The organism is Mesorhizobium sp. WSM4849, from assembly GCF_055811385.1.
The window spans coordinates 124,563-145,507 of sequence record NZ_JBVVPW010000006.1 but is presented as its reverse complement, the minus strand read 5'-3'; the positions used below and the strand labels follow the sequence as shown (position 1 = coordinate 145,507).

Annotated in this window: 18 protein-coding genes; 5 read left to right on the top strand and 13 right to left on the bottom strand. The window is 63.4% G+C overall.

Going from position 1 to position 20,945, the window contains the following annotated elements:
* Positions 1-52 precede the first annotated feature (52 nt).
* Positions 53-364, top strand: a complete 312-nt coding sequence (locus AC0L3L_RS08460) for a DUF6968 family protein (protein WP_473637228.1) — start codon at positions 53-55, stop codon at positions 362-364.
* A gap of 64 nt (positions 365-428) precedes the next feature.
* On the opposite strand, the gene AC0L3L_RS08455 is transcribed toward AC0L3L_RS08460, so the two are convergent.
* Genes AC0L3L_RS08455 through AC0L3L_RS08445 form a run of 3 tightly spaced genes read right to left on the bottom strand, consistent with a single transcriptional unit; the run spans position 429 to position 3,131 of the window.
* Positions 429-1,904 carry a S8 family serine peptidase gene (locus AC0L3L_RS08455; protein ID WP_473637227.1) on the bottom strand — a complete coding sequence of 492 codons (1,476 nt, stop codon included), beginning with the start codon at positions 1,902-1,904 and terminating at the stop codon, positions 429-431.
* Positions 1,894-2,568: an anti-sigma factor gene (locus tag AC0L3L_RS08450; protein ID WP_473637226.1), complete on the bottom strand. Its 675-nt coding sequence runs from the start codon at positions 2,566-2,568 to the stop codon at positions 1,894-1,896. Before AC0L3L_RS08450 ends, AC0L3L_RS08455 begins: the two co-directional genes overlap by 11 nt.
* On the bottom strand, positions 2,565-3,131 hold the full coding sequence (locus AC0L3L_RS08445; protein WP_095493938.1) for a sigma-70 family RNA polymerase sigma factor: 567 nt from the start codon (positions 3,129-3,131) through the stop codon (positions 2,565-2,567). The genes AC0L3L_RS08450 and AC0L3L_RS08445 overlap by 4 nt, the downstream gene beginning before the upstream one ends.
* A 496-nt stretch (positions 3,132-3,627) precedes the next feature.
* Between AC0L3L_RS08445 and AC0L3L_RS08440 the strand changes: the two genes are divergently transcribed.
* The gene (locus tag AC0L3L_RS08440; protein WP_473526221.1) at positions 3,628-4,632 is read left to right on the top strand and encodes a zinc-dependent alcohol dehydrogenase family protein; all 1,005 of its coding nucleotides are present in this window, start codon (positions 3,628-3,630) and stop codon (positions 4,630-4,632) included.
* Between the two features lie 89 nt (positions 4,633-4,721).
* On the opposite strand, the gene AC0L3L_RS08435 is transcribed toward AC0L3L_RS08440, so the two are convergent.
* The 10 genes from AC0L3L_RS08435 to puuE all read right to left on the bottom strand — a co-directional run bounded on the left by AC0L3L_RS08435 (position 4,722) and on the right by puuE (position 16,255).
* The gene (locus AC0L3L_RS08435; protein WP_123146303.1) at positions 4,722-5,561 is read right to left on the bottom strand and encodes an alkaline phosphatase family protein; all 840 of its coding nucleotides are present in this window, start codon (positions 5,559-5,561) and stop codon (positions 4,722-4,724) included.
* A gap of 8 nt (positions 5,562-5,569) precedes the next feature.
* A complete protein-coding gene (locus AC0L3L_RS08430; protein WP_473526220.1) occupies positions 5,570-7,222 on the bottom strand; it encodes an ABC transporter ATP-binding protein in 1,653 nt (550 codons plus the stop codon).
* Positions 7,222-8,046: an ABC transporter permease gene (locus tag AC0L3L_RS08425; protein ID WP_473526219.1), complete on the bottom strand. Its 825-nt coding sequence runs from the start codon at positions 8,044-8,046 to the stop codon at positions 7,222-7,224. Before AC0L3L_RS08425 ends, AC0L3L_RS08430 begins: the two co-directional genes overlap by 1 nt.
* An 11-nt stretch (positions 8,047-8,057) precedes the next feature.
* Positions 8,058-9,017, bottom strand: a complete 960-nt coding sequence (locus tag AC0L3L_RS08420; RefSeq protein ID WP_473526218.1) for an ABC transporter permease — start codon at positions 9,015-9,017, stop codon at positions 8,058-8,060.
* Between the two features lie 16 nt (positions 9,018-9,033).
* Positions 9,034-10,623, bottom strand: coding sequence for an ABC transporter substrate-binding protein (locus AC0L3L_RS08415; protein ID WP_473637225.1), 1,590 nt, complete (start codon positions 10,621-10,623; stop codon positions 9,034-9,036).
* A 156-nt stretch (positions 10,624-10,779) separates the two neighbouring features.
* Positions 10,780-12,765 carry a CocE/NonD family hydrolase gene (locus AC0L3L_RS08410; RefSeq protein ID WP_473637224.1) on the bottom strand — a complete coding sequence of 662 codons (1,986 nt, stop codon included), beginning with the start codon at positions 12,763-12,765 and terminating at the stop codon, positions 10,780-10,782.
* A 69-nt stretch (positions 12,766-12,834) separates the two neighbouring features.
* Complete coding sequence (locus AC0L3L_RS08405; protein WP_473637223.1) at positions 12,835-13,428, bottom strand: nucleoside deaminase; 594 nt, start codon at positions 13,426-13,428, stop codon at positions 12,835-12,837.
* A complete protein-coding gene (locus AC0L3L_RS08400; protein ID WP_473637222.1) occupies positions 13,428-13,931 on the bottom strand; it encodes an ureidoglycolate lyase in 504 nt (167 codons plus the stop codon). Before AC0L3L_RS08400 ends, AC0L3L_RS08405 begins: the two co-directional genes overlap by 1 nt.
* Positions 13,928-14,776, bottom strand: coding sequence for a bifunctional allantoicase/(S)-ureidoglycine aminohydrolase (locus tag AC0L3L_RS08395; RefSeq protein ID WP_473637221.1), 849 nt, complete (start codon positions 14,774-14,776; stop codon positions 13,928-13,930). The genes AC0L3L_RS08400 and AC0L3L_RS08395 overlap by 4 nt, the downstream gene beginning before the upstream one ends.
* 45 nt (positions 14,777-14,821) lie before the next feature.
* Complete coding sequence (puuE, locus tag AC0L3L_RS08390; protein ID WP_473637220.1) at positions 14,822-16,255, bottom strand: allantoinase PuuE; 1,434 nt, start codon at positions 16,253-16,255, stop codon at positions 14,822-14,824.
* 192 nt (positions 16,256-16,447) lie between these two features.
* On the opposite strand from puuE, the gene uraH reads away from it, so the two are divergent.
* From uraH to xdhB, 3 genes are all read left to right on the top strand, one after another.
* The gene (gene uraH, locus AC0L3L_RS08385) at positions 16,448-16,822 is read left to right on the top strand and encodes a hydroxyisourate hydrolase (RefSeq protein ID WP_095493926.1); all 375 of its coding nucleotides are present in this window, start codon (positions 16,448-16,450) and stop codon (positions 16,820-16,822) included.
* Positions 16,823-16,825: 3 nt separating this feature from the next.
* Positions 16,826-18,307 carry a xanthine dehydrogenase small subunit gene (gene xdhA, locus AC0L3L_RS08380; RefSeq protein WP_473637219.1) on the top strand — a complete coding sequence of 494 codons (1,482 nt, stop codon included), beginning with the start codon at positions 16,826-16,828 and terminating at the stop codon, positions 18,305-18,307.
* A gap of 217 nt (positions 18,308-18,524) precedes the next feature.
* Complete coding sequence (xdhB, locus tag AC0L3L_RS08375) at positions 18,525-20,873, top strand: xanthine dehydrogenase molybdopterin binding subunit (RefSeq protein ID WP_473637218.1); 2,349 nt, start codon at positions 18,525-18,527, stop codon at positions 20,871-20,873.
* The last annotated feature ends 72 nt before the right edge of the window (positions 20,874-20,945 follow it).

The following is a 20,945-nucleotide window of genomic DNA, read 5'->3' as shown; positions in this document are numbered from 1 at the left end:
CGACGTTTAATCTAACGGCTAAGGTACGCTGCTTAGCGGAGGCAGCACTTCAATGGATCAGCCGTTTGTGTCGCGGACATTCACCGTGGGTGAGAGGGAAGTAGTGTGCAAATTTCAGCAACCAGTACGCGGAGATGACGACTATCGCTGTGACTATCAGATCGCTTTTCCATCAAGGGATCGGGCATTCCACGGCTTTGGAATTGATGAAGTTCAAGCACTTCTTCATGCCATGCAAAATGCCCATGCTTACATTCTGATGTCAGATGAATATCAGAACCAAGGGCTGATGTGGCTGGGAATGCGAGAACTTGGACTTCCCTTGGCAGGTGGTCTGTCGACTGAAGATTTTCTCAAACCATGACGCAACAGCAGCTAATCACCCATCTCGATCGTTGGCGGCCGCCAGTTGATTGAGTTTACGCCTATTACTTCGCCGCCCCGGCTGCCTTGGTGTCCAGCAGCCCATAGCCGAAATCATTGTCCCGCCCCTCGGGGCCAAGGTCCCTGGCCGTGGCGGCCAGTGCCTTCTCGACCCAGTCGGCGGAACGGTCGGGCGCGGCATGCAACAGGTTGGCGATGGCGCCGGTCACGATGGCCGCGGCAAACGAGGTGCCGGTGACCACATCCGAACCGGCACCGCTCGGCGCCACCATCTCGACGCCGGGGGCGGAGAGGAAGACGTAGGCGCCGCGATTGGCCTGCTGCATCAGCCCGTCCTTGGCATCGGTGGCGGTCACCGCGATGACGCCGTCGAAGGCGGCCGGGTAGCCGTAGGGCGCCTTCGGCCCGTTGTTGCCGGCGGCGGCGACCAGCACGATGCCCAAGGCGCGTGCATTGCGGCAGGCGACGCCGAGCAGGTCGTTCTTCGGGCCGACGAAGCTCATATTGATTATGCGGACGTCCTGCTCCGCCGCCCAGTCGAGCGCCGCCAGGATGATGTCCATGGTCGACTTGCCGCCCTCGAAGGCGCGGGCGTGGTAGATCTTGGCGCCCGGCGCCATGCCTTTGAGCGCGCCGACGCCGGCGATCAGGCCGTCGATCGAGGTGCCGTGATCGCGCGCCTCGATCGGCACATCGGGCATGGCGTCGAACTGATCGGCGATGACGCCGGAGAGCGCCGGATTGGTATCGTCGATGGCGGTGTCGATGACGGCGACGCGTACATTCTCGCCGCTCGCCGCTCTCGAATCGAGCGCGATGCGCTCGAAGGCATAGTTGACGATGGTGGCTGCCTGCTGCAGCGAGTAGATATGGTTGGGCTCGCGCCGCAGGGTGCGGCCGTCGGCGGCAAGCTGCGCCAGCACGACACCGACCGGGCGGCCGTCGGGAATGCCGAAGCGCACCAGCGTGGTGCCGAGCAGCTGAGACTGGCGCTGCGAGCGCACCTCGAGGCCAAAGGAAGCGGCGATCTGCTGGACGGCGTCGCCATCCACCGTCACCAGCACCTCGTCGGGCACGAAATCACCGATGACGGCGCGCCGCGGCTCGGCCGCGATGAGATCGGTGGGCGAAACGATCGGACCGCCCGGCGCGGCGGTCTGTATCGCTGCCGCACCGGCAGGCGGGACCGGCGGCGGCAACGCACCGCTGGCCGGATCGCGGCGCGGATCGGGCGTCGGCAGCGGCGCCTGGCCGCCGCCGACCGGATTGGGGAACAGGTCGACGATCAGCGCGGGGAGAAAGACAGCACCTGTCGCGGCGGAACCTGCGCCGGGCCTTTCGCCGCTGCCATCCTCTGTGTCGCCCTTGACGCAGTCGGCCGCCGCCGTCCCTCGGTTGAGACAGTCGATTTCCGTCTGCGTGAGGTTCGGATCATTTGTCTGCGCCAAGGCCGGCGCGGCGGCGATCATCATCGCCGCTACAAGCAGCGCCGCAAATCGAATGACCGCCCTAGCCGCCATCGACCGGTTTCCTTCCCTCGACCACAGCCTCCGCAAACGGCTGGGCGGCAATAAGGCCGAGCACTTTTTCATAGTCGGCTGCGGTCGTCGCCGGGATGCCAAGGCGGAACACGCCCTCGGCGGTCGGGCCGCCGGCAATCTTCAGCTGGTGCTCGCCAAGAAAAGCGACAATGTCGGCCATCTTCGCATCCGGCCTGAACTTCACCAGCGCGAACGGCATTTTCGCCAGATCGCCTTGCTGGCCGGCAATTTCGAAATCGCTGTCCATGCCGCTGCCGCCGGGCTGCTCAAACGACTGCACCACAACAAGCGCCAGCAGAGCCGCGGCCGCAGCCCAGGCGACGCCGGCGGGCACCGCCGTGAAGCGGCCCCACACCTGTGCCAGCCAGGACGACGCCGCCGGCGCGCGCGCTGGGCCGGCCTCGGCGTCGAGCGCCCGGGCGAAGCGGCCAAGCGCATCGGCCGGCGGACGGATCGCTTCATTGGATGCAGCGGTGCTGGAGAATTCGGCTTCGGCCTCGCCGAGTGCAGCAAGCGCCACTGGATCGGACGCCAGCCATTCCTCGACGGCTTCGAGTTCCGCACCTTCCAGCGAGCCGTTCAGATAGAACGGCAGCAGCGTTTCCATTTCATCGCGGCGCGACATCTTTTCAGCGGCGCTCATGGCCACCCCCTGTCGTAACCGGCGGCCTTGAGGGCCTCGCCGAGTTTCTTGCGGGCGTAGAACATCCTGGTCTTGACGGTGGCAACCGGAATGCCGAGCACCTCGCCGATCTCGGTCACCGACTGTCCGTGGTAATAGGCAAGGTCGATCACCGTTCGGTGTTCTTCCGGCAAGGCATCGACGAAGCGCCGCAACGCGGCGCCCTTGTCTTCCTTCATGGTGACGACTTCCGGCGTATCGGCGCCGTCGGCGATCTGGGCCGCGTCATCGTCGTCGATCCAGTCTTCCTTTTTCTTGCGCAGCGACGACAGCGCCTTGAAGCGGGCGATGCCGAGCAGCCATGTCGAGACTTCCGAGCGGCCCTCGAAGCCGGGCGCCTGGCGCCAGAGTTCGAGAAACACCTCGTTGGCGATATCGTCGGCCATCATTTCCGATCCGGTCTGGCGCACCACGAAACGGTAGACCCGCGCGTGGTGGCGCATGAACAGGAGCCGCACGGCGGCGCGGTCGCCCTTCGCGACCCGGCCGACAAGCGCGCGATCGGTTTCCGTCGCTGCCGTCATGGCCGATCGAGCCGCCTGGCTCCTGTCTGCTCTGTCGCTGATCGGCCCAAAAAGGTTCACCGCTTTCCGCCCGGATTTTCGAAAAGCTAACCGAAGAGCGGAGAGGTTGCCAGAGTATACCGTTCCCCCGTTCTTAGGGGTCCAGTCTCAGTCAGGGGCGCCAAGCAAAAGGCGGCCGTCAGGCTCGCAATGACGACGGCCACAAGGCGGCTCATGCGCGTCGGGCAAGGTGCAGTCCTTCAGCCTCGGACGGAGCGCCATTGGACGACACCGCCGCGCAGGATTCCCGACAGTTTTGTAACTCACCGGTCCGCTGCCGGGCGACTAAGGTCCCGATCGCAACCACTAACCCAGCTGAAGAAGCGAATGTCATGACCAACTACAGCTTTGCGGCCGCGACTCGCGGATCGATCGCCGATGCCGGTGTTGGATGCGCTCAATCGTCCATGCGACTGGTGGGGCGCATGAAGCCTTGCGCGGTCGGAAGGAGCTATCCATGAGACAGATTAGGCTGAAAGCGCCGGGAGGCTTGGAAAATCTCAAGCTGGTCGAGACGGATTGCCCGGAACCAGGGCCGGGTGAGTTGCTTGTCAGGATACGGGCGTGTTCGTTGAATTTCCACGACAGCATGGTGGCGCTGGGAAAGAAACCGTGCGCCGATGGCCGTATCCCGCTGTCCGATGGCGCTGGAGAAGTGGTTGCGGTCTCAGATGATGTCCAAGAATTCAAGGCCGGAGATGCCGTCGTCAGCACCTATTGGCCCCATTGGCTGGCCGGCGAACCGACGCCAGCCAATAAGACGGGCGAATTGGGAGATGATGTTGACGGCTATGCCCGCGAATATGTGTGCATGCCGTGGCACGCCTTCACAAGGGCACCGGCAGACTTCACGCATATGGAGGCGGCAACGCTTACCTGTGCCGGCGTTACCGCCTGGAAAGCCCTGATGGTGTGCGGGCAGGTAAAGCCCGGTGATACGGTGCTGGTCCTTGGCACGGGAAGTGTATCGCTGTTCGCGCTGCAATTCGCAAAAATTGCGGGCGCTCGCGTTATTGCAACCTCCTCATCGGAGGAGAAGCTGGAAAAGCTGAAGCGGTTTGGAGCCGACATTGTCGTCAATTACAAGGCAGTGCCGGATTGGGGCCAGAAGGTAAGGATTTTGACGGACGGACGCGGCGTCGATCATGTGATCGAGGTTGGCGGGCCCGGCACGTTGGAGCAGTCGATAACAGCTTGCAGGATGGGCGGCCACATCGCACTAATCGGTGTCTTGACTGGTTTTGCCGGACAAGTTTCGATCCCGGCCCTGTTTTCCAATCAGATTAGGGTAAGCGGAATCTCGATTGGCAGCAGGGCAGACCAAGAAGACATGATTCGTGCCATAGAGGCCAACCGTTTGAAGCCTGCTATCGACCGCGGTTTTCCGCTGCAGGAGATCGCCAATGCCTTCAAGCACTACGAGTCCCAAAAGCATTTTGGCAAGGTGTGTCTCGAACTTTGACTGCTGTATCTGGCCTCCATTTGGCGTTGCGCATTTCGGCCCCAGCTTCATGTTCTCCGTAAGCAAGCAGGCTAGGCACCCCACCCCATTCAGTCGAGAAACGACTTGGCCTTCATGGTGGCGGGCACCGGCACGCCGAGGCGCGCTAGCACAGTCGGCGCAAGCTGCAGCTGGTTGAGCAGTGTATCGGCCTCCGGACCCTTGCCCAGTCCGAAATAATACAGAGCAAAATCCTGCATCTCGTCGTCATGGCCGCCATGATGGCCGCGATCGGTCTGGCCGTGATCGGCGGTGACGATGACCTCGTAGCCGGCTTCCCGCCACCTCGGCAGGAAGGTGGCGAGCATGCCGTCCATCGCATAGACGGCATGGTCCATCTCGTGGCAGTCGTGGCCGAAGCGGTGGCCCATCGAATCCAGCGTGCAGGTGTGCAGGATGCCGTAGTCGATGCCGTGGCGTCTGGTCAGCATGGTCAGCGTCGCGAACAGGTCGACGTCGCTCGGCGTCATCTGGTTCCTGGCATTGTAGCCGGTCATGGTGTGGAACCGGCCATGGGTGATCGGCCCGCCCGGCTCGTCGAACTCCATGTCCTCGACCAGATCGAACGGAGAGGCCCGGAAGAATTCTGACCAGTAGGAATGGGTGACCGCGCCGGTCTTGCCGCCGGCCTTGCTGACTTCGGAGAAGATATCAGGTTGCTCGACGCGGAACCGGTTCTCGTTGGTCAAGATGCCATGCACCTGCGGCGCCACGCCGGTGTGGATCGAGGCATAGCAGCAGGCCGAAGTCGATGGCAGCACGGAGCGCATCTTCCAGATCCGCGCTTCGCCCGATTGCACCCAGCCTTCGAGATTGCCCATCAGCCGGCGCCAGTTGCGGTAAGGCACGCCGTCGAGGATGATCAGCAGAAGTTTTGTCGTCAGCGCCACCGGGATGTTTAATTCCCCGCGCTGGCCATGCGCCGTCCCTTGATCGCCTTTTCCAGCCAGCCAATCTCCATTTCAGGGACTGAGGACAAGAGAAGGTCGGTATAGGCATCGAAGGGCGGCGCCAGCACCTGGCTCTTGGCGCCGTAGCGCACCACCTCGCCGCGATACATCACCGCGATCGAATCGGCGATCGACTTCACCGTCGCGAGGTCGTGGGTGATGAACAGATAGGCGACGTTTTCCTCCTTCTGCAGCTCGAGCAGCAGCTTCAGGATGCCGTTGGCCACCAGCGGGTCGAGCGCCGAGGTCACCTCGTCGCAGATGATCAGCTTCGGCTTGGCCGCCAGCGAGCGGGCGATGCAGACGCGCTGCTTCTGGCCGCCGGAAAGCTCGGCCGGGTAGCGGTCGACGAAGCCCTTGCCCATCTCGATCTTGTCGAGCAGTTCGGCGACGCGGGCGTCACGTTGCCTTCCACGCAGACCGAAATAGAATTCGAGCGGCCGGCCGATGATGGTGCCGACGGTCTGGCGCGGATTCATCGCCACGTCGGCCATCTGGTAGATCATCTGCAACTGGCGCAGATCTTCCTTGGGCCGGTCGGCAAGTCGGTTGGCGAGCGGACGCCCGTCGAAGGTGACGGTGCCTTGTTCTGGTGGCAAGAGGCCGGTGATGGCGCGCGCCAGTGTCGACTTGCCCGACCCGGACTCGCCGACCACGGCCAGCGTCTGGCCCGGATAGATGTCGACCGAGACGTTCTTCAGCACCTTGATGTGGCTGCGGCCATAGGCGGCGGTGATGTTCTTGACCGACAGGAACGGCGTCGTGCCGGGCTTCTGCTCCTGGTGCTCGATCTCATGCACCGAGACCAGCGCATTGGTGTATTCCTGGCGCGGTTCCTTGATGATCTGGCGGGTGCCGCCCCATTCGACCAGCCGGCCATGGCGCAGCACCATGATCTCGTCCGAGACCTGGGCGACGACGGCAAGGTCATGAGTGATGTACAGCGCTGCGACATGGGTGTCGCGGATGGCGTCCTTGATCGCCGCCAGCACGTCGATCTGCGTCGTCACGTCGAGTGCAGTGGTTGGCTCGTCGAAGACGATCAGGTCGGGCTCGGAGCACAGCGCCATCGCCGTCATCACACGCTGCAGCTGGCCGCCGGACACCTGGTGCGGAAAGCGCTCGCCGATGCTTTCGGGGTTCGGCAGGCTGAGCTTCTTGAACAGCGCGATGGCGCGTTTTTCGGCGGCGGCCCGTGTCGCCGTGCCATGCAGCAGCGTCGCCTCGACCACCTGGTCCATCAGTCTGTGCGCCGGGTTGAAGGCGGCGGCAGCCGATTGCGCGACATAGCAGACCTCGCGGCCGCGCAGCTTGCGAAAGCCTTCCTTGCCGCCCTTGAGGATGTCGCGGCCGTTCAGGATGACCTCACCGCCGGTGATGCGCACGCCGCCGCGGCCATAGCCCATCGACGCCAGGCCGATGGTCGACTTGCCGGCGCCGGACTCGCCGATCAGGCCGAGCACCTTGCCCTTCTCGAGTGTCAGCGAGACGTCGTGGACCAGCACGATGTTCTTCGGCGCCTCGCCCGGCGGGAACACGGTGGCCTCGATGCGCAGATTGCGGATGTCGAGCAGCAGGGATTTTGGTCGCTGGTCAGCCATTATCCGCGCCCTCCCTTCAGGCTTGTCGTGCGGTTGAGCACCCAGTCGGCGACAAGGTTGACGGAAATCGCCAGCATGGCGATCGCCGCAGCAGGGATGAGCGCTGCCGCGATGCCGAAGACGATACCGTCCTTGTTTTCCTTGACCATGCCGCCCCAGTCGGCGCTAGGCGGCTGCACGCCGAGGCCGAGGAAGGACAGCGTCGACAGGAACAGCACCGCATAGATGAAGCGCAGGCCGAGTTCCGAAACCAGCGGCGACAACGCGTTGGGCAGGATCTCGCGGAAGATGATCCACACGCTGCCTTCGCCGCGCAGCTTGGCCGCCTCGACGAAATCCATGACGTTGATGTCGACGGCGACCGCCCGCGACAGGCGGTAGACGCGGGTCGAGTCGAGAACGCCCATGACCAGGATCAGCGTCACCAGATTGGTTGGCAGCACCGAGAGCACGACCAGGCCCATGATCAGCGTCGGGATCGACATCAGGAGATCGACGAGGCGCGACATAAGCGTATCGAACCATCCGCCGAAAACCGCCGCCGAGAAGCCAAGGATGGCGCCGAGCGAGAAGGACAGCGCGGTGGCCAGCACCGCGATGAACAGCGTGACGCGGGCGCCGTAGATCATGCGCGAAAGGAGGTCGCGGCCGAGATTGTCGGTGCCCAGCCAATGTGTCGCCGACATCGGTCCCCAGACATCGCCGACGATCTCGCCATTGCCATACGGCGCGATCCAGGGTGCGAAGATCGCCGCCAGCACGAACAGCGCAGTCAGCACCAGGCCGATCAGCGCAGGGACGGGGATGCGTTTTATGTCGAGCATGCTCGCTCCCCTTATTTCGGGTGTCTAAGACGCGGATTGGCGACGATCGCCGCTATGTCCGCAATGATGTTGAGGCTGATATAAACGGCGGCGAAGATCAGGCCGACCGCCTGCACCACCGGCACGTCGCGCTTGGTGACGTGGTCGACGAGATATTGCCCCATCCCCGGATAGACGAAGATCACCTCGACCACGACGACGCCGACGATGAGATAGGCGAGGTTGAGCATGACGACGTTGATGATCGGCGCAATCGCATTGGGAAAGGCATGCCGGCGGATGACGGCGAATGCCGAAAGCCCCTTGAGCTCGGCGGTTTCCACATAAGCGGATTGCATGACGTTAAGGATCGCGGCGCGCGTCATGCGCATCATGTGGGCGAGCACCACCAGCGTCAGCGCCGCCGCCGGCAGCATGATCGCCTGCATGCGTTCGCCAAAAGGCATTCCGTCATAGACCGTCGAGATGCCGGGGAAGATCTGGTATTTCACGGCAAAGAAATAGACGAGCACGTAGCCGATAAAAAATTCGGGAAACGACGTCGAGGCGAGCGCCAGTCCGGAGATCAGTTTGTCGACCCAGCCATTGCGGTAGCGCACCGCAATCAGGCCAAGGATGATCGCCAGCGGCACGGCCACGACTGCCGCCCAGAAGGCGAGGAACAGCGTATTCCACAACCGCCCCTTGATCGACGTCGCAATATCCTGCCCGCTCGACATGGCGGTGCCGAGATCGCCGGTCACGACGCCGCCGAGCCAGCGGAAATAGCGGATAAAGGCCGGATCGTTGAGGCCGAGCTGCTCGCGCAGATTGGCGAGCGATTCCGGTGTCGCCGACTGTCCGAGGATGGCTTGCGCGACATCGCCGGGCAGGATTTGGGTGCCGGCGAAGATCAGGACCGATACGGCCAACAGCAGGAGGATACCCAGCGCAATGCGCTGGGCCACCAGTTTCACGAGGGGTGAGGACATATCCGCAAAGCCGGGCTCAGGCTTCGAGCCAGCACTTTGCCAGAGCGTACCCGTTCATCAGCTCCTGATGCGGATCGTCGACCCAGCCGGCGACCTTGGCGCCCGTCGCGTCGATAAACTGGTTGAACATCGGCAGGATGAGACCGCCCTCGTCGCGAACGAGCATCGCCATGTCGCGATACATCGCCTTGCGCTTGGCCTCGTCGAGCTCGGCGCGGGCCGCCAACACCATCTTGTCGAAATCCGGACGCAGGAAACGCGTGTCGTTCCAGTCGGCGGTCGACAGATAAGCGGTCGAATACATCTGGTCCTGCGTCGAGCGGCCGCCCCAGTAGGAAGCGGAGAAGGGCTGCTTGTTCCAGACTTCCGACCAGTAGCCGTCGCCCGGTTCACGCTTGATTTCCAGCGTGATGCCGGCCTTGGCCGCGCTCTGCTGATAGAGCTGCGCGGCATCGACCGCGCCGGGGAAGGCGACATCCGACGTCCTGAGCAGGACGGCGCCGTCATGGCCTGACTTCTTGTAGTGGAATTTGGCCTTGTCGGGATCGAATTTGCGCTGCTCGATGTCGTCGGAGAACAATGGGTAGGACGCATTGATCGGAAAGTCGTTGCCGAGCGAGCCATAGCCCCTGAGGATCTTGTCGAGCATCTCCTCGCGGTCGATCGCCAGCTTCAGCGCCATGCGCAGATCGTTGTTGTCGAACGGCGCCGTGTTGCAATGCATGATGAAGACGTAGTGGCCGGGTCCCGAATGGTTGCGGATGGTGACGCCCGGCAGACGCTTGATCAGGTCGACGATCTTCGGCTCGACGCGGTTGATCATGTTGACCTGGCCGCCCTGCAAGGCCGCCGTGCGCGCCGTGGCGTCGTTGATGACGATGACCTCGATCTGGTCGGCATGGCCCATCTTGTCGCCCTGCCAGTAGTTGGCGAAGCGCTCGCCGCCATGGCGAACGCCGGGCTCGTTGGTGGTGATCTTGTAGGGGCCGGCCGAGATGCCGGCGTCGGGCTTGTCCTTGCCGCCATTGGGCTGGACGATGAGGTGATAGTCGCTGAGCAGATAGGGAAGGTCGGCATTGGCCTCCTTCAGCGTCAGCACGACTTCCTTACCGCTGGCCTTGATGCTCTCGATGCCCTTCATGTAGCCGAGCGCGCCCGACTTCGCCTTCTCGTCCGAATGGCGTTCGAGCGTGGCAGCCACGTCCTCGGCGGTCACCGTCTTGCCATTGTGGAATTCGACGCCGTCGCGAATCTTCAGGGTCCAGGTCTTGGCGTCGTCCGACGCGCCGATCTCCTCGGCGATGCGGTTCTCGAGAGTGCCTTCCGGAGACAACTCGACGATCAGTTCGCCCCACATCTTGCCGAAGGCGAACGGCACCTGGGTCATGAACAGGGCCGGATCGAGGCTGTTGGTGGACTCGCCGCCGACCAGGCCGGCCTTCAGCGTGCCGCCCTTGACCGGACCCGCGGCGCGCGCCGCAATTGAAAGCAGCGAGTTGGCGAAGGTCGCGGTGACGCCGAGCGCTGCCGCCCGGCCGAGAAAATCACGACGGCTCAGTTTGCCGGATGCGACGCGCCGGCTAAGGAATTCCAGTTCGTTCGACATGTTGAGTTCCTCACTCTGTTGGTTCGACCTTGTGGTCGTTTTTTATCATTTCTTGTGAGGAGAATAATGACCGCAAGGGAACGCCGTAAGCAAGACCGAATGCGACATGCCGTGGCGTAAATCGTACGTCGCAATTGGACCAATCCGCATAAGCGCTCAAAGCAGTGCGCGCGGGATTTTCTCTTCGAAATTGCGCTCGAAAACCAGATTTTCGCCTTCATAGGCTTCGATTCTGGCGCTAACCATGAAGCTTTGCGCGTCGGACCGCATTTCGGCGGATGTTTCGGTGCGCACCGACCATCCATTTCGCGACAGCGTTTGCGTCCAATGCGTCTTGCCCGACGCCGACAGCGGATTGTCGGGATGGATCGCCCATGTCTCTCGCGCGATGCTGCCATTGGCGAGGCCATGCTCCAGATCGCGCACCTCGCCGAAATCGTCGACGATGGAAAGCGTGACGATTCCGGTCTTTTCGTCGCGATCAACATGACGTTCGGAATTGGTGGCGCGGATCGTTTCGGTTGCCCAGGGCGCGGCTGCCTCGGGTGAGGGGAAACCGACTTCGTCGCCTTGCGCCAGCGGGCGCAACGGCAGCATCAGCGTTGCCGCCGACAGGCCAAGCCGGACCGGCTCCGGCGATGGCCAGATCATCGGCCAGTAGGCGTTCGACACGGCAATACGCAGGCGGTGGCCTGATGGTACGCGATAGGCACATTGGTCGAGCACCACCCGGGCGCCGACAGTTTCGCCCGGCACCAGCGCTTGCGGGAATTCGTGCGAGTTGCGGTGCGTCAGGTTGAGCACGCCGTAGGAGATCAGCTCCGACGCGCCGTCGGGATGCACGTCGCAGAGCCGGATGGCGATGTTCGCCTGGCGCCGGTCCGACGAGACCCTGACCAGCACCTCCGGCGCGCCGACAATGTCGATCGCTTCGGTGAGCACCGGCTGGTCGAAACACACCGACAGCGCATCGTCGGGGCGCTGATCTCCGGGCAGTTCCGGGCCGAAAGTGAAGGGAAAATATTCGCCACCGGCAAGGCCGCAGCTTTGCGGCGAAGCGACGATGATCGGCTTGCGGCCTTCTGGGATCAACTCGATGTCCTGCGTTTTGATCTCAGGCGACGGCCACACCGGTTCCGCGACCCAGCGCCCCGGCCGCTCGGGATGCCAGCGCGCGGGGCTGACGCTATCCATGACATAGGCGCGGTAGGCAGGATCGGCCTCGACGCCGGTGTCGGTGCCCTTTAGCCAGCGGTCCCACCAGCGCAACGCCTCCTGCAGGAAACCGATGCGCGGTTCGGGCGCGGCATAATGCGGGTATTTGTGGATCCACGGGCCGACGATGCCTTTGACCGGCGCCTCGATATTGGCGGCGAGATGAGAAATGGTGTTGCGATAGCCGTCATGCCAGCCGCCGATCGACAGCACGGCGGCTTGGATTGCGGAATAGTCCTCGCAGATCGAGCCGCGCTTCCAGTAGGCATCGCGGTGCTGGTGCTGCAGCCACAGCGGCGCCAGGAAGGGCTGGTTCTCCAGCCGGGTCAGCCACTGGTCGCGCCAGCGGTTGTCGCCGGCCAGCAGCGGATCCGGCGGCCGCGAGGAATAGGACAGCATGGTCGAGGCCCAGCCGAAATTCTCGATCAGCAGGCAGCCGCCCTTGTAGTGGATGTCGTCGGCATAGCGGTCGACGGTCGAACAGAGACTGATCACCGCCTTCAGCGCCGGGGGCTGCTTGGCTGCCACCTGCAGGCAGTTGAAGCCGCCCCAGGAGATGCCCATCATGCCGACATTGCCGTTGCACCAGGGCTGGGCCGCCGCCCAGGCGATCACATTGCAAGCATCTTGCAATTCCTGCTCGGAATATTCGTCGTCCATAAGCCCTTCGGAATCGCCATTGCCGCGCATGTCGACGCGGATCGAGGCGTAGCCGTGGCCGGCGAAATAGGGATGCGTCAGCTGATCGCGAATGATCGTGCCGTCGCGCTTGCGGTAGGGCAGGTGCTCGAGGATCGCCGGCACCGGATCGTCGCCAGCGTCGACTGGCATCCACACCCGCGCCGACAGCCTGCAGCCATCCGGCATGACGATCCCCATATCCGGAAACTCGACGACCTTACGGGGAAATTCAGTGACGGTTTTCATGCGGCCACATGATGGAGCCGCTGCCGATGCGTCGTGGGCCAGCCAACGAAATCGGCTGGTCAATCCGCGTCAACTCAGCGGAATGTCGTTTTCGGCCTTGCTCGCCTGGTAGGCGTCGGAAAGTTCGTCGTAGCGCGCGGCGATCGTGCCGATCCGCGTTTCCAGCCGCCGGCGCTCGGCCTCGGGCAACGACTGCACCAGTCTGCGGATCGAAAAGCTTTTCCAATAGGCGTTCTCGGCATTGTAGCCACCTGGGTCGAGGGTGAAGACCTCTTTCAGGATCTTCAGATCGTGCGGGATGGCGAAGCTGTCGCGCGAATCCTCGTGCGAAAACAGATAGTAGAAGTTGTCGAAGCCGGTCCAGGTGATGGCCGACAGGCAGAGCGAGCAGGGTTCGTGCGTGGCGAGAAAAATCGCGTCCTTGGTGTCGACGCGCTCGGCCTTCGGCATTTCGTAGAACCGCTTCAGGCAGTGCACTTCGCCATGCCAGAGAGGATTTTCCGTCTCGTTGTTGGTTTCGGCGAGCACCAGCGAGCGGTCGTCCTTGCGCAGGATCGCGGCGCCGAACAGCTTGTTGCCATGGGCGACGCCTTCGGCTGTCTTCGGCACGATGTCATGCTCGACCACGTCGAGCAGTCGGTCGATCAGCGAGACGTCGGTCATCATGCGGTCCCGTCGGGGAGATCGATCTCGTAAGCGTGCGAGAAATGGCACTCTTCGAGATTGGAGCCGTCGCCGCCGCGATCAACGACGAGAAAATCCTGGGCCTCGCCGATCGGCGTCAGCACGCCGTGCCACCGATTGCGGGGGTAATTGACGCCTTGCCCAGGCGCGGTGATGAAGGCGTGCGGCTCGCCCGGACCTTCGTCGCCATCATCGCAAACGATGACCAGGAACGGCCGTGGCGACAGCGGGATGAAAGCTTGGCTGCCGAACGGGTGACGCTCAACCATGGTCAGCTTCAGCGGAAATTCGTAAGGCGTGCCGCGCACCATGGAGATCAGCACGCGCGCATTCGGCCCCTGCGCTTCGACGGTGGCGAGGTCATGGTAGCGCTCCGCTCTGCCGCCATTGATCGGGTAGTGGTTTTCGCCGCCCATATCGATGACGTCGCCGAACTCGGCAAAATTTTCGCGGGTCAGCGGCCGCGCGATGATGCGGGTCATGACGCGTGTCTCGCGACGCCGGCGCCGCCAAGCTTGGCGTGGCGGTTGACGTCCTTGTAGAGCAGATAGCGGAATTTTCCGGGGCCGCCGGCGTAGCAGGCCTGCGGGCAGAAGGCGCGCAGCCACATATAGTCGCCGGCCTCGACCTCGACCCAGTCCTGGTTGAGGCGATAGACCGCCTTGCCTTCCAGCACATAGAGGCCGTGCTCCATGACATGGGTCTCGGCGAAGGGGATGACCGCGCCCGGTTCGAGCGTGACGATGGTGACATGCATGTCGTGGCGCATGTCTTCAGGATCGACGAAGCGGGTCGTCGCCCACCGACCGTCGGTGCCGAGCATCGGCGTGGGCGCGATGTCCTGTTCGTTGGCGAAGAAGCCTTGCGGCGTATCTATGCCCTCAACGGCCTCGTAGGCTTTTCGGATCCAGTGGAAGCGGACAGCTTCATCGCTCTCGTTGCGAACGGTCCACCCGCTGGCCGGCGGCAGGAAAGCAAAGCCACCCGGCTGCAGGACATTTTTCTTGCCAGCCAGCAAGACGGTCAGCTCGCCCTCGACCACGAACAAGGCGCCCTCGGCGCCGGCATCCGGTTCCGGCCGATCGCTGCCGCCGCCGGGCGCGACCTCGACGATGTACTGCGAGAACGTCTCGGCAAACCCCGACAGCGGGCGCGACAGCACCCAGACGCGCGTCTTGTCCCAGAATGGCAAGGCGCTCGTGACGATGTCCTGCATCACGCCCCTTGGAATGACGGCATAGGCCTCGGTGAAGACGGCCCGGCCGGTCAGCAGCTCACTCTGGCCGGGGTGGCCGCCTTGCGGCGCGTAATAGGTTCGGTCGGCCATTTTCATCGTATCCATCGGTTCAAAGCCTAATTGCGGAAGCCAAGCCTATTGCGGAAGCATGTCCTTGAGGCGGAGCAGTGCGATGCGCTCGACCTGTTTGCAGGCGGTGTCGAATTCGACGTCGTGGCTGTTGCCGATGCGCGCCTCGAACTCAGCCAGGATTTCCGCCTTGGTCTTGCCTTTCACTGCGATAATGAACGGGAAGCCGAAACTGGTGACGTAGGCGGCATTGAGTTTTGAGAACAGCTCGCGCTCCTTATCGGTCAGCGCGTCGAGCCCGGCGGAAGCCTGTTCCCTGGCCGATTCCGCCGTCAGCCGCTTGGCCTGCGCCAGTTTTCCGGCGAGGTCGGGATGGGCGTTGAGCACGGAGAGCCGCTCGGCCTGGCTGGCGGCGCGAAAGACACGGCACAATGCATTATGGAGGCCGCCGGCGCTGTCATGCGCCGGGCCGAGTTCAAGCTCGAAGGCGCGCTCGGCGATCCACGGCGAATGCTCGAACACGCCGCCGAATGCCTGGACGAAAGCCTCGAAAACCATCCTCGACGGGCGCAGCGTTGGCGGCCGGAACGGATGCGTCTGTTGCCAGTGCCTGGCAATGTCGATGCGCCGCGCCAACCAGACGCTGTCGTGCGATTTGACGTAGTCGACAAATCGCTTGAGCGCCGCGACCCGGCCGGGGCGCCCGACGAGGCGGCAGTGCAGGCCGATATTCATCATGCGCGGCCGCCCTGCCTTGCCCTCGGCATAGAGCGTGTCGAAACTATCCCTGAGATAGGCGAAGAACTGGTCGCCCGAGTTGAAGCCTTGCGGCGTGGCGAAGCGCATGTCGTTAGCGTCGAGCGTGTAGGGGATGATGAGCTGCGGCTTTGTCGACCCGTCCGGCCCGTCATGCTCGAACCAGTAGGGCAATTCGTCGTCATACGTGTCCGACACATAGTCGAAGCCGCCTTCTTCCGCCGCCAGCCGCACGGTGTTGATCGAAGTGCGGCCGGTGTACCAGCCGGTCGGCCGTGCCCCTGTCACCTCGTAGTGCAGGCTAACAGCCGCTTCCATGTCGCGGCGCTCGTCTTCCGGCGCATGATCGCGGTAGTCGATCCATCTCAGCCCGTGCGAGGCGATCTCCCAGTCGGCCTCCTGCATAGCCGCGACCTGGTCGGGCGAACGCGCCAGCGCTGTGGCGACACCGTAGCAGGTGACCGGCACCTCAGCCTCGCTGAACAGGCGCAGCAACCGCCAGAAGCCGGCGCGCGCGCCATATTCGTAGATCGATTCCATGTTCCAGTGGCGCTGCCCGGGCCAGGGTGCAGCGCCGACGATCTCGGACAGGAAGGCTTCCGAAGCCTTGTCGCCATGCAGGACGCAGTTCTCGCCGCCCTCTTCGTAATTGACGACGAACTGCACCGCGACATGCGCGCCGCCAGGCCATTTCGGATCCGGCGGATTGGCGCCGTAGCCGCGCATGTCTCGTTCGTAACGCATCGTCGCTCCTGCCGGATGGTGTGATCAGGATAGTCGAAAGGGCCGCTTGCGCATTCCCCAGAAAATTTTGAAAGTGTTTTTGCAGCACTCCGCTCGACCGGGACTTATGCATCGCCTTTAATTGGCGCACAATTCGTCAAACATGTTCGACTGTACCGGGCATGTTCGACCGTACCGGGATGGGAGCAGCCAGTGGCGGAAACGTCGAAAGCCGAAGGCGGACGTCTGACGACCCATGTCCTCGACACCGCGACCGGCAGGCCGGCGGCCGGCCTGTCGATCGAGCTTTACCGCATCAACGACGACATGCGGACGCATCTGAAGACAGCGGTCACCAATGCCGACGGCCGCTGTGACGCGCCGCTGCTTGCCGACGCGGAATTCCGCACCGGCGAATACGAGCTGGTCTTCGCCGCCGGCGACTATCTGCGCCGGCAGGGGTTGAGGTTGCCGGAACCGGCCTTCCTCGACAGCGTGCCGATCCGCTTCGGCATGGCCGAGCCGGTGCACTATCATGTGCCGCTGCTTATATCCCCCTACGGCTATTCGACCTATCGGGGGAGCTGAGACATGACGAGGCTCAAAACACGCAGCGAGATACGCTTCATCCTCAATGGCGAGCACGTTGCGTTGACCAAGCTTGCACCCGACGAGACCTTGCTCGACTGGCTGCGGCTCAAGCGCTCGCTGCGCGGCACCAAGGAAGGTTGCGCCGAAGGTGATTGCGGCGCCTGCACCGTGCTGGTCGGAAGGCTCTCGGCCGGCCGGCTGGTTTACGAAAGCGTCAACGCCTGCATCCGCTTCCTCGGTTCGCTCGATGGCACGCATGTCGTGACCGTCGAGCATTTGCGCGGCGAGGGCGATAGGCTGCATCCGGTGCAGCAGGCGATGGTCGAGTTTCACGGCTCGCAATGCGGCTTCTGCACGCCGGGCTTCGTCATGTCGCTTTATGCCCTGTGGATGCGGTCGCCGGAGCCGTCGGATGCGGCCATCGAAAAGGCACTGCAGGGCAATCTCTGCCGGTGCACCGGCTACGAGGCGATCGTCCGCGCCGCTCGTGCCATCTCCAGCTACGGCAAGGCGGCAAAGGACCCGCTGGCAGCGGAGCGCAAGGCGATCACGAGCAAGCTCGCAGCCATGAAAGATGGTTCGCGCATCGAGATCGGCGCCGGCAAGCAGCGCCTGGTCGTGCCGGCCAATGCCGACGATCTCGCCGCCGTGCTCGACAAGGAGCCGGGCGCCACCATCGTTGCCGGTTCGACCGATGTCGGCCTGTGGGTGACCAAGCACATGCGAGATATTGCACCAGCGTTTTTTATCGGCAATCTCGACGGGTTGTGCGGGATTTCCGAGGACAAGGGCATTATTTCGATTGGCGCTGGTGTCACCTATACCGAAGCCTTCTCGGTGCTGGCAAAACACATCCCGCCGCTGGGGCCGCTGTTCGACCGCATTGGCGGCGACCAGGTGCGCAATATGGGCACGATCGGCGGCAACATCGCCAATGGTTCGCCGATCGGCGACACGCCGCCGCCGCTGATCGCTTTGGGTGCGCGGTTGACGCTGCGCCGCGGCAACAAGCGGCGGGCGATCCCGCTCGAAGATTTCTTCATCGCCTATGGCAAGCAGGATCGGCAGCCGGGCGAGTTCGTCGAGGCCGTGCATGTCCCGGTGCCGGGCAGCGACACGAAATTCGCCGTCTACAAAATCACCAAGCGCCGTGACGAGGACATCACCGCAGCGCTTGGCGCATTCCTGCTGACCCTGGCCGGCGACGGCACGGTGGCGGATATCCGCATCGCCTATGGCGGCATGGCGGCAACGCCGAAGCGGGCGGCCGCAGTTGAAGAGGCGCTGCTTGGCAAGCCCTGGACGGAGGCGACGGTCGAGGCGGCGATGGCCGAGTACGCCAAAGACTTTACCCCGCTGACCGACATGCGAGCGAGCGCCGAATACCGGGCGCTGGCGGCGCGCAACCTGCTGTTGCGGTTCTTCGCCGAGACCAGCGGCACCAAGGCGCCGATCCAGATATCGCGCCACGAGGCGGCGTGATGAACTTGTATGTCACCTCAGGCAAACAAACAGCCGAACGATCGCGAGTAGCGTCCTTCTTCTCCGCGTTTACGGGGAGAGGATGCCGGCAGGCAGATGAGGGGCGGCGCCGTCCTCGATCGATATTCGCAAGCTCGTCAACGTCAACGCTGCCCCTCATCCGGCCCTTCGGGCCACCTTCTCCCCGTCCACGGGGAGAAGGGAGGAGAGGCGCGCCATGACCCGCCACGCCCCCAACCTCAGGGCACAGAAAATCGCTGGTGGCGTTGCCACCGACCAGCGCCATGATTCCGCGCACAAGCATGTCCGCGGCACCGCCGTCTACATCGACGACATGCCGGAACCATCAGGCACCCTGCATGGCTGCCTCGGGCTTTCGACGGCCACGCATGCCAGCATCACCAGCATGGACCTGTCGGCGGTGCGTGCAGCACCCGGCGTCGTCGACGTGCTGACGGCCAGTGACGTGCCGGGCGAAAACGACATTTCGCCGACCGGCCGTCACGACGAACCGGTGCTGGCCGACGGCAAGGTGCAGTTCTTCGGCCAGCCGATCTTCTGCGTCATCGCCGAAACCCGCGAGCAGGCGCGCCGCGCCACAAGGCTGGCCAAGGTCGAATACAAGGAATTGCCCTTCGTCACCGACATCGGCGTCCTCGACCCCAGAAAGGACAAGCTGGTCACGCCGCCGCTGACCCTGAGGCGCGGCGATGCCGCGGCTGCGATCAACGCGGCGCCGCGCCGGCTGAAGGGAAAAATGCGCATCGGCGGCCAGGACCATTTTTATCTCGAAGGCCAGATCGCCATGGCCATTCCCGGCGAGGATCAGGACGTCACGATTTATTCCTCGACCCAGCATCCGAGCGAAATCCAGCACATGGTCAGCCATGCGCTCGGCGTGCCGAGCCATGCAGTGACGGTGGAGATCCGCCGGATGGGCGGCGCTTTCGGCGGCAAGGAAACGCAGGGCAACCAGTTTGCAGTATTGGCCGCTATCGCCGCGAAGAAACATCATCGCGCCGTCAAAATCCGGCCCGACCGTGACGACGACATGATCGCCACCGGCAAGCGCCACGACTTTCTGGTCGATTACGAAGTCGGCTTTGATGACGAGGGCAATATTCTCGGTGTCGATTTCATGTTCGCCGCGCGCTGCGGCTTCTCGGCGGACCTCTCAGGACCAGTGACCGACCGCGCGCTGTTCCATTGCGACAACACCTATTTCTGGCCGGCGGTGCACGCGCAATCGGCTCCGCTCTACACCAACACCGTGTCGAACACCGCCTTCCGTGGCTTCGGCGGTCCGCAAGGCATGGTCGGGGCCGAGCGCGTCATCGAGGAGGTCGCTTTTGCCGTCGGCAAGGATCCGCTCGAGATCCGTAAGAAGAACTTTTATGGCACCAGTGACCGCAACATCACGCCCTATCACCAGACGGTCGAGGACAACATCATCCACCGCATCGTCGCCGAGCTGGAGGCAAGTTGCGACTATGCGAGGCGTCGCCGCACCGTTGAAGCGTTCAACGCCAACAGCCGCTTCATCAAGCGCGGCCTGGCGCTGACGCCGGTCAAGTTCGGGATCTCGTTCACCGCCACGCACTACAACCAGGCCGGCGCGCTGGTGCATGTCTACACCGATGGATCGGTGCATCTGAACCATGGCGGCACCGAGATGGGGCAGGGCCTCTACGTCAAGGTGGCGCAGGTGGTGGCGGAAGAATTCCAGATCGACCTCGACCAGGTAAAGATCACCGCGACGACGACCGGCAAGGTCCCGAACACCTCGGCGACCGCCGCATCGTCCGGTTCCGACCTCAACGGTATGGCGGCGCAGAACGCAGCCCGGCAAATCAAGGAGCGGCTGACCAATTTCGCCGCCGAAAAATACCAGGTGCCGCGCGACCAGGTGCTGTTCCTGCCCAACCGGGTGCGCATTGGCAACCAGGAAATCGCCTTCGCCGATCTCGTCAGGCAGGCTTATATGGCCCGCATCCAGCTTTCGGCGGCGGGCTTCTACAAGACGCCGAAAATTCACTGGGACCGCGACAAAGGCGAGGGCCGCCCCTTCTATTATTTCGCCTATGGCGCCGCGTGCTCGGAAGTCTCGGTCGACACGCTGACCGGCGAATACATGGTCGAACGCACCGACATCCTGCACGAGACCGGCCGCTCGCTGAACCACGCCATCGATCTCGGCCAGGTCGAAGGCGGCTTCATCCAGGGCATGGGATGGCTGACGACGGAGGAACTTTGGTGGGACGACAAGGGCCGGCTGCGCACCCATGCGCCGTCGACCTACAAAATCCCCTTGGCCTCGGACCGACCGAAGATCTTCAACGTGACGCTGGCCGATTGGCCGGAAGCGAGCGAGCCGACGGTCCACCGCTCCAAGGCGGTCGGCGAGCCGCCGCTCCCGCTCGGCATGTCGGTGCTGCATGCGCTGTCGGATGCGGTGGCAAGCGTTGCCGACCACCGGATCTGCCCGCGCCTCGACCCACCGGCGACGCCGGAGCGGGTGCTGATGGCGATCGAACGGCTGAAGAGGGAAGCCAAGACCAGCACGTGAACCAGCCTTGGAATCCCAGAAAGCGTGCAATTCAGGCCGAAAAACTCTATATTTCCCGACAGGGAAAGCGAA

What these genes read in the sequence shown, in the direction of transcription:
- AC0L3L_RS08400 (WP_473637222.1), bottom strand. Translation starts at nt 13,931, where the DNA reads ATGACCCGCATCATCGCGCGGCCGCTGACCCGCGAAAATTTTGCCGAG.
- AC0L3L_RS08430 (WP_473526220.1), bottom strand. Translation starts at nt 7,222, where the DNA reads ATGGCTGACCAGCGACCAAAATCCCTGCTGCTCGACATCCGCAATCTG.
- AC0L3L_RS08415 (WP_473637225.1), bottom strand. Translation starts at nt 10,623, where the DNA reads ATGTCGAACGAACTGGAATTCCTTAGCCGGCGCGTCGCATCCGGCAAA.
- AC0L3L_RS08450 (WP_473637226.1), bottom strand. Translation starts at nt 2,568, where the DNA reads ATGAGCGCCGCTGAAAAGATGTCGCGCCGCGATGAAATGGAAACGCTG.
- puuE (WP_473637220.1), bottom strand. Translation starts at nt 16,255, where the DNA reads ATGCGTTACGAACGAGACATGCGCGGCTACGGCGCCAATCCGCCGGAT.
- AC0L3L_RS08405 (WP_473637223.1), bottom strand. Translation starts at nt 13,428, where the DNA reads ATGACCGACGTCTCGCTGATCGACCGACTGCTCGACGTGGTCGAGCAT.
- xdhA (WP_473637219.1), top strand. Translation starts at nt 16,826, where the DNA reads ATGACGAGGCTCAAAACACGCAGCGAGATACGCTTCATCCTCAATGGC.
- AC0L3L_RS08460 (WP_473637228.1), top strand. Translation starts at nt 53, where the DNA reads ATGGATCAGCCGTTTGTGTCGCGGACATTCACCGTGGGTGAGAGGGAA.
- AC0L3L_RS08395 (WP_473637221.1), bottom strand. Translation starts at nt 14,776, where the DNA reads ATGGCCGACCGAACCTATTACGCGCCGCAAGGCGGCCACCCCGGCCAG.
- xdhB (WP_473637218.1), top strand. Translation starts at nt 18,525, where the DNA reads ATGACCCGCCACGCCCCCAACCTCAGGGCACAGAAAATCGCTGGTGGC.
- AC0L3L_RS08445 (WP_095493938.1), bottom strand. Translation starts at nt 3,131, where the DNA reads ATGACGGCAGCGACGGAAACCGATCGCGCGCTTGTCGGCCGGGTCGCG.
- AC0L3L_RS08440 (WP_473526221.1), top strand. Translation starts at nt 3,628, where the DNA reads ATGAGACAGATTAGGCTGAAAGCGCCGGGAGGCTTGGAAAATCTCAAG.
- AC0L3L_RS08455 (WP_473637227.1), bottom strand. Translation starts at nt 1,904, where the DNA reads ATGGCGGCTAGGGCGGTCATTCGATTTGCGGCGCTGCTTGTAGCGGCG.
- AC0L3L_RS08425 (WP_473526219.1), bottom strand. Translation starts at nt 8,046, where the DNA reads ATGCTCGACATAAAACGCATCCCCGTCCCTGCGCTGATCGGCCTGGTG.
- AC0L3L_RS08420 (WP_473526218.1), bottom strand. Translation starts at nt 9,017, where the DNA reads ATGTCCTCACCCCTCGTGAAACTGGTGGCCCAGCGCATTGCGCTGGGT.
- AC0L3L_RS08410 (WP_473637224.1), bottom strand. Translation starts at nt 12,765, where the DNA reads ATGAAAACCGTCACTGAATTTCCCCGTAAGGTCGTCGAGTTTCCGGAT.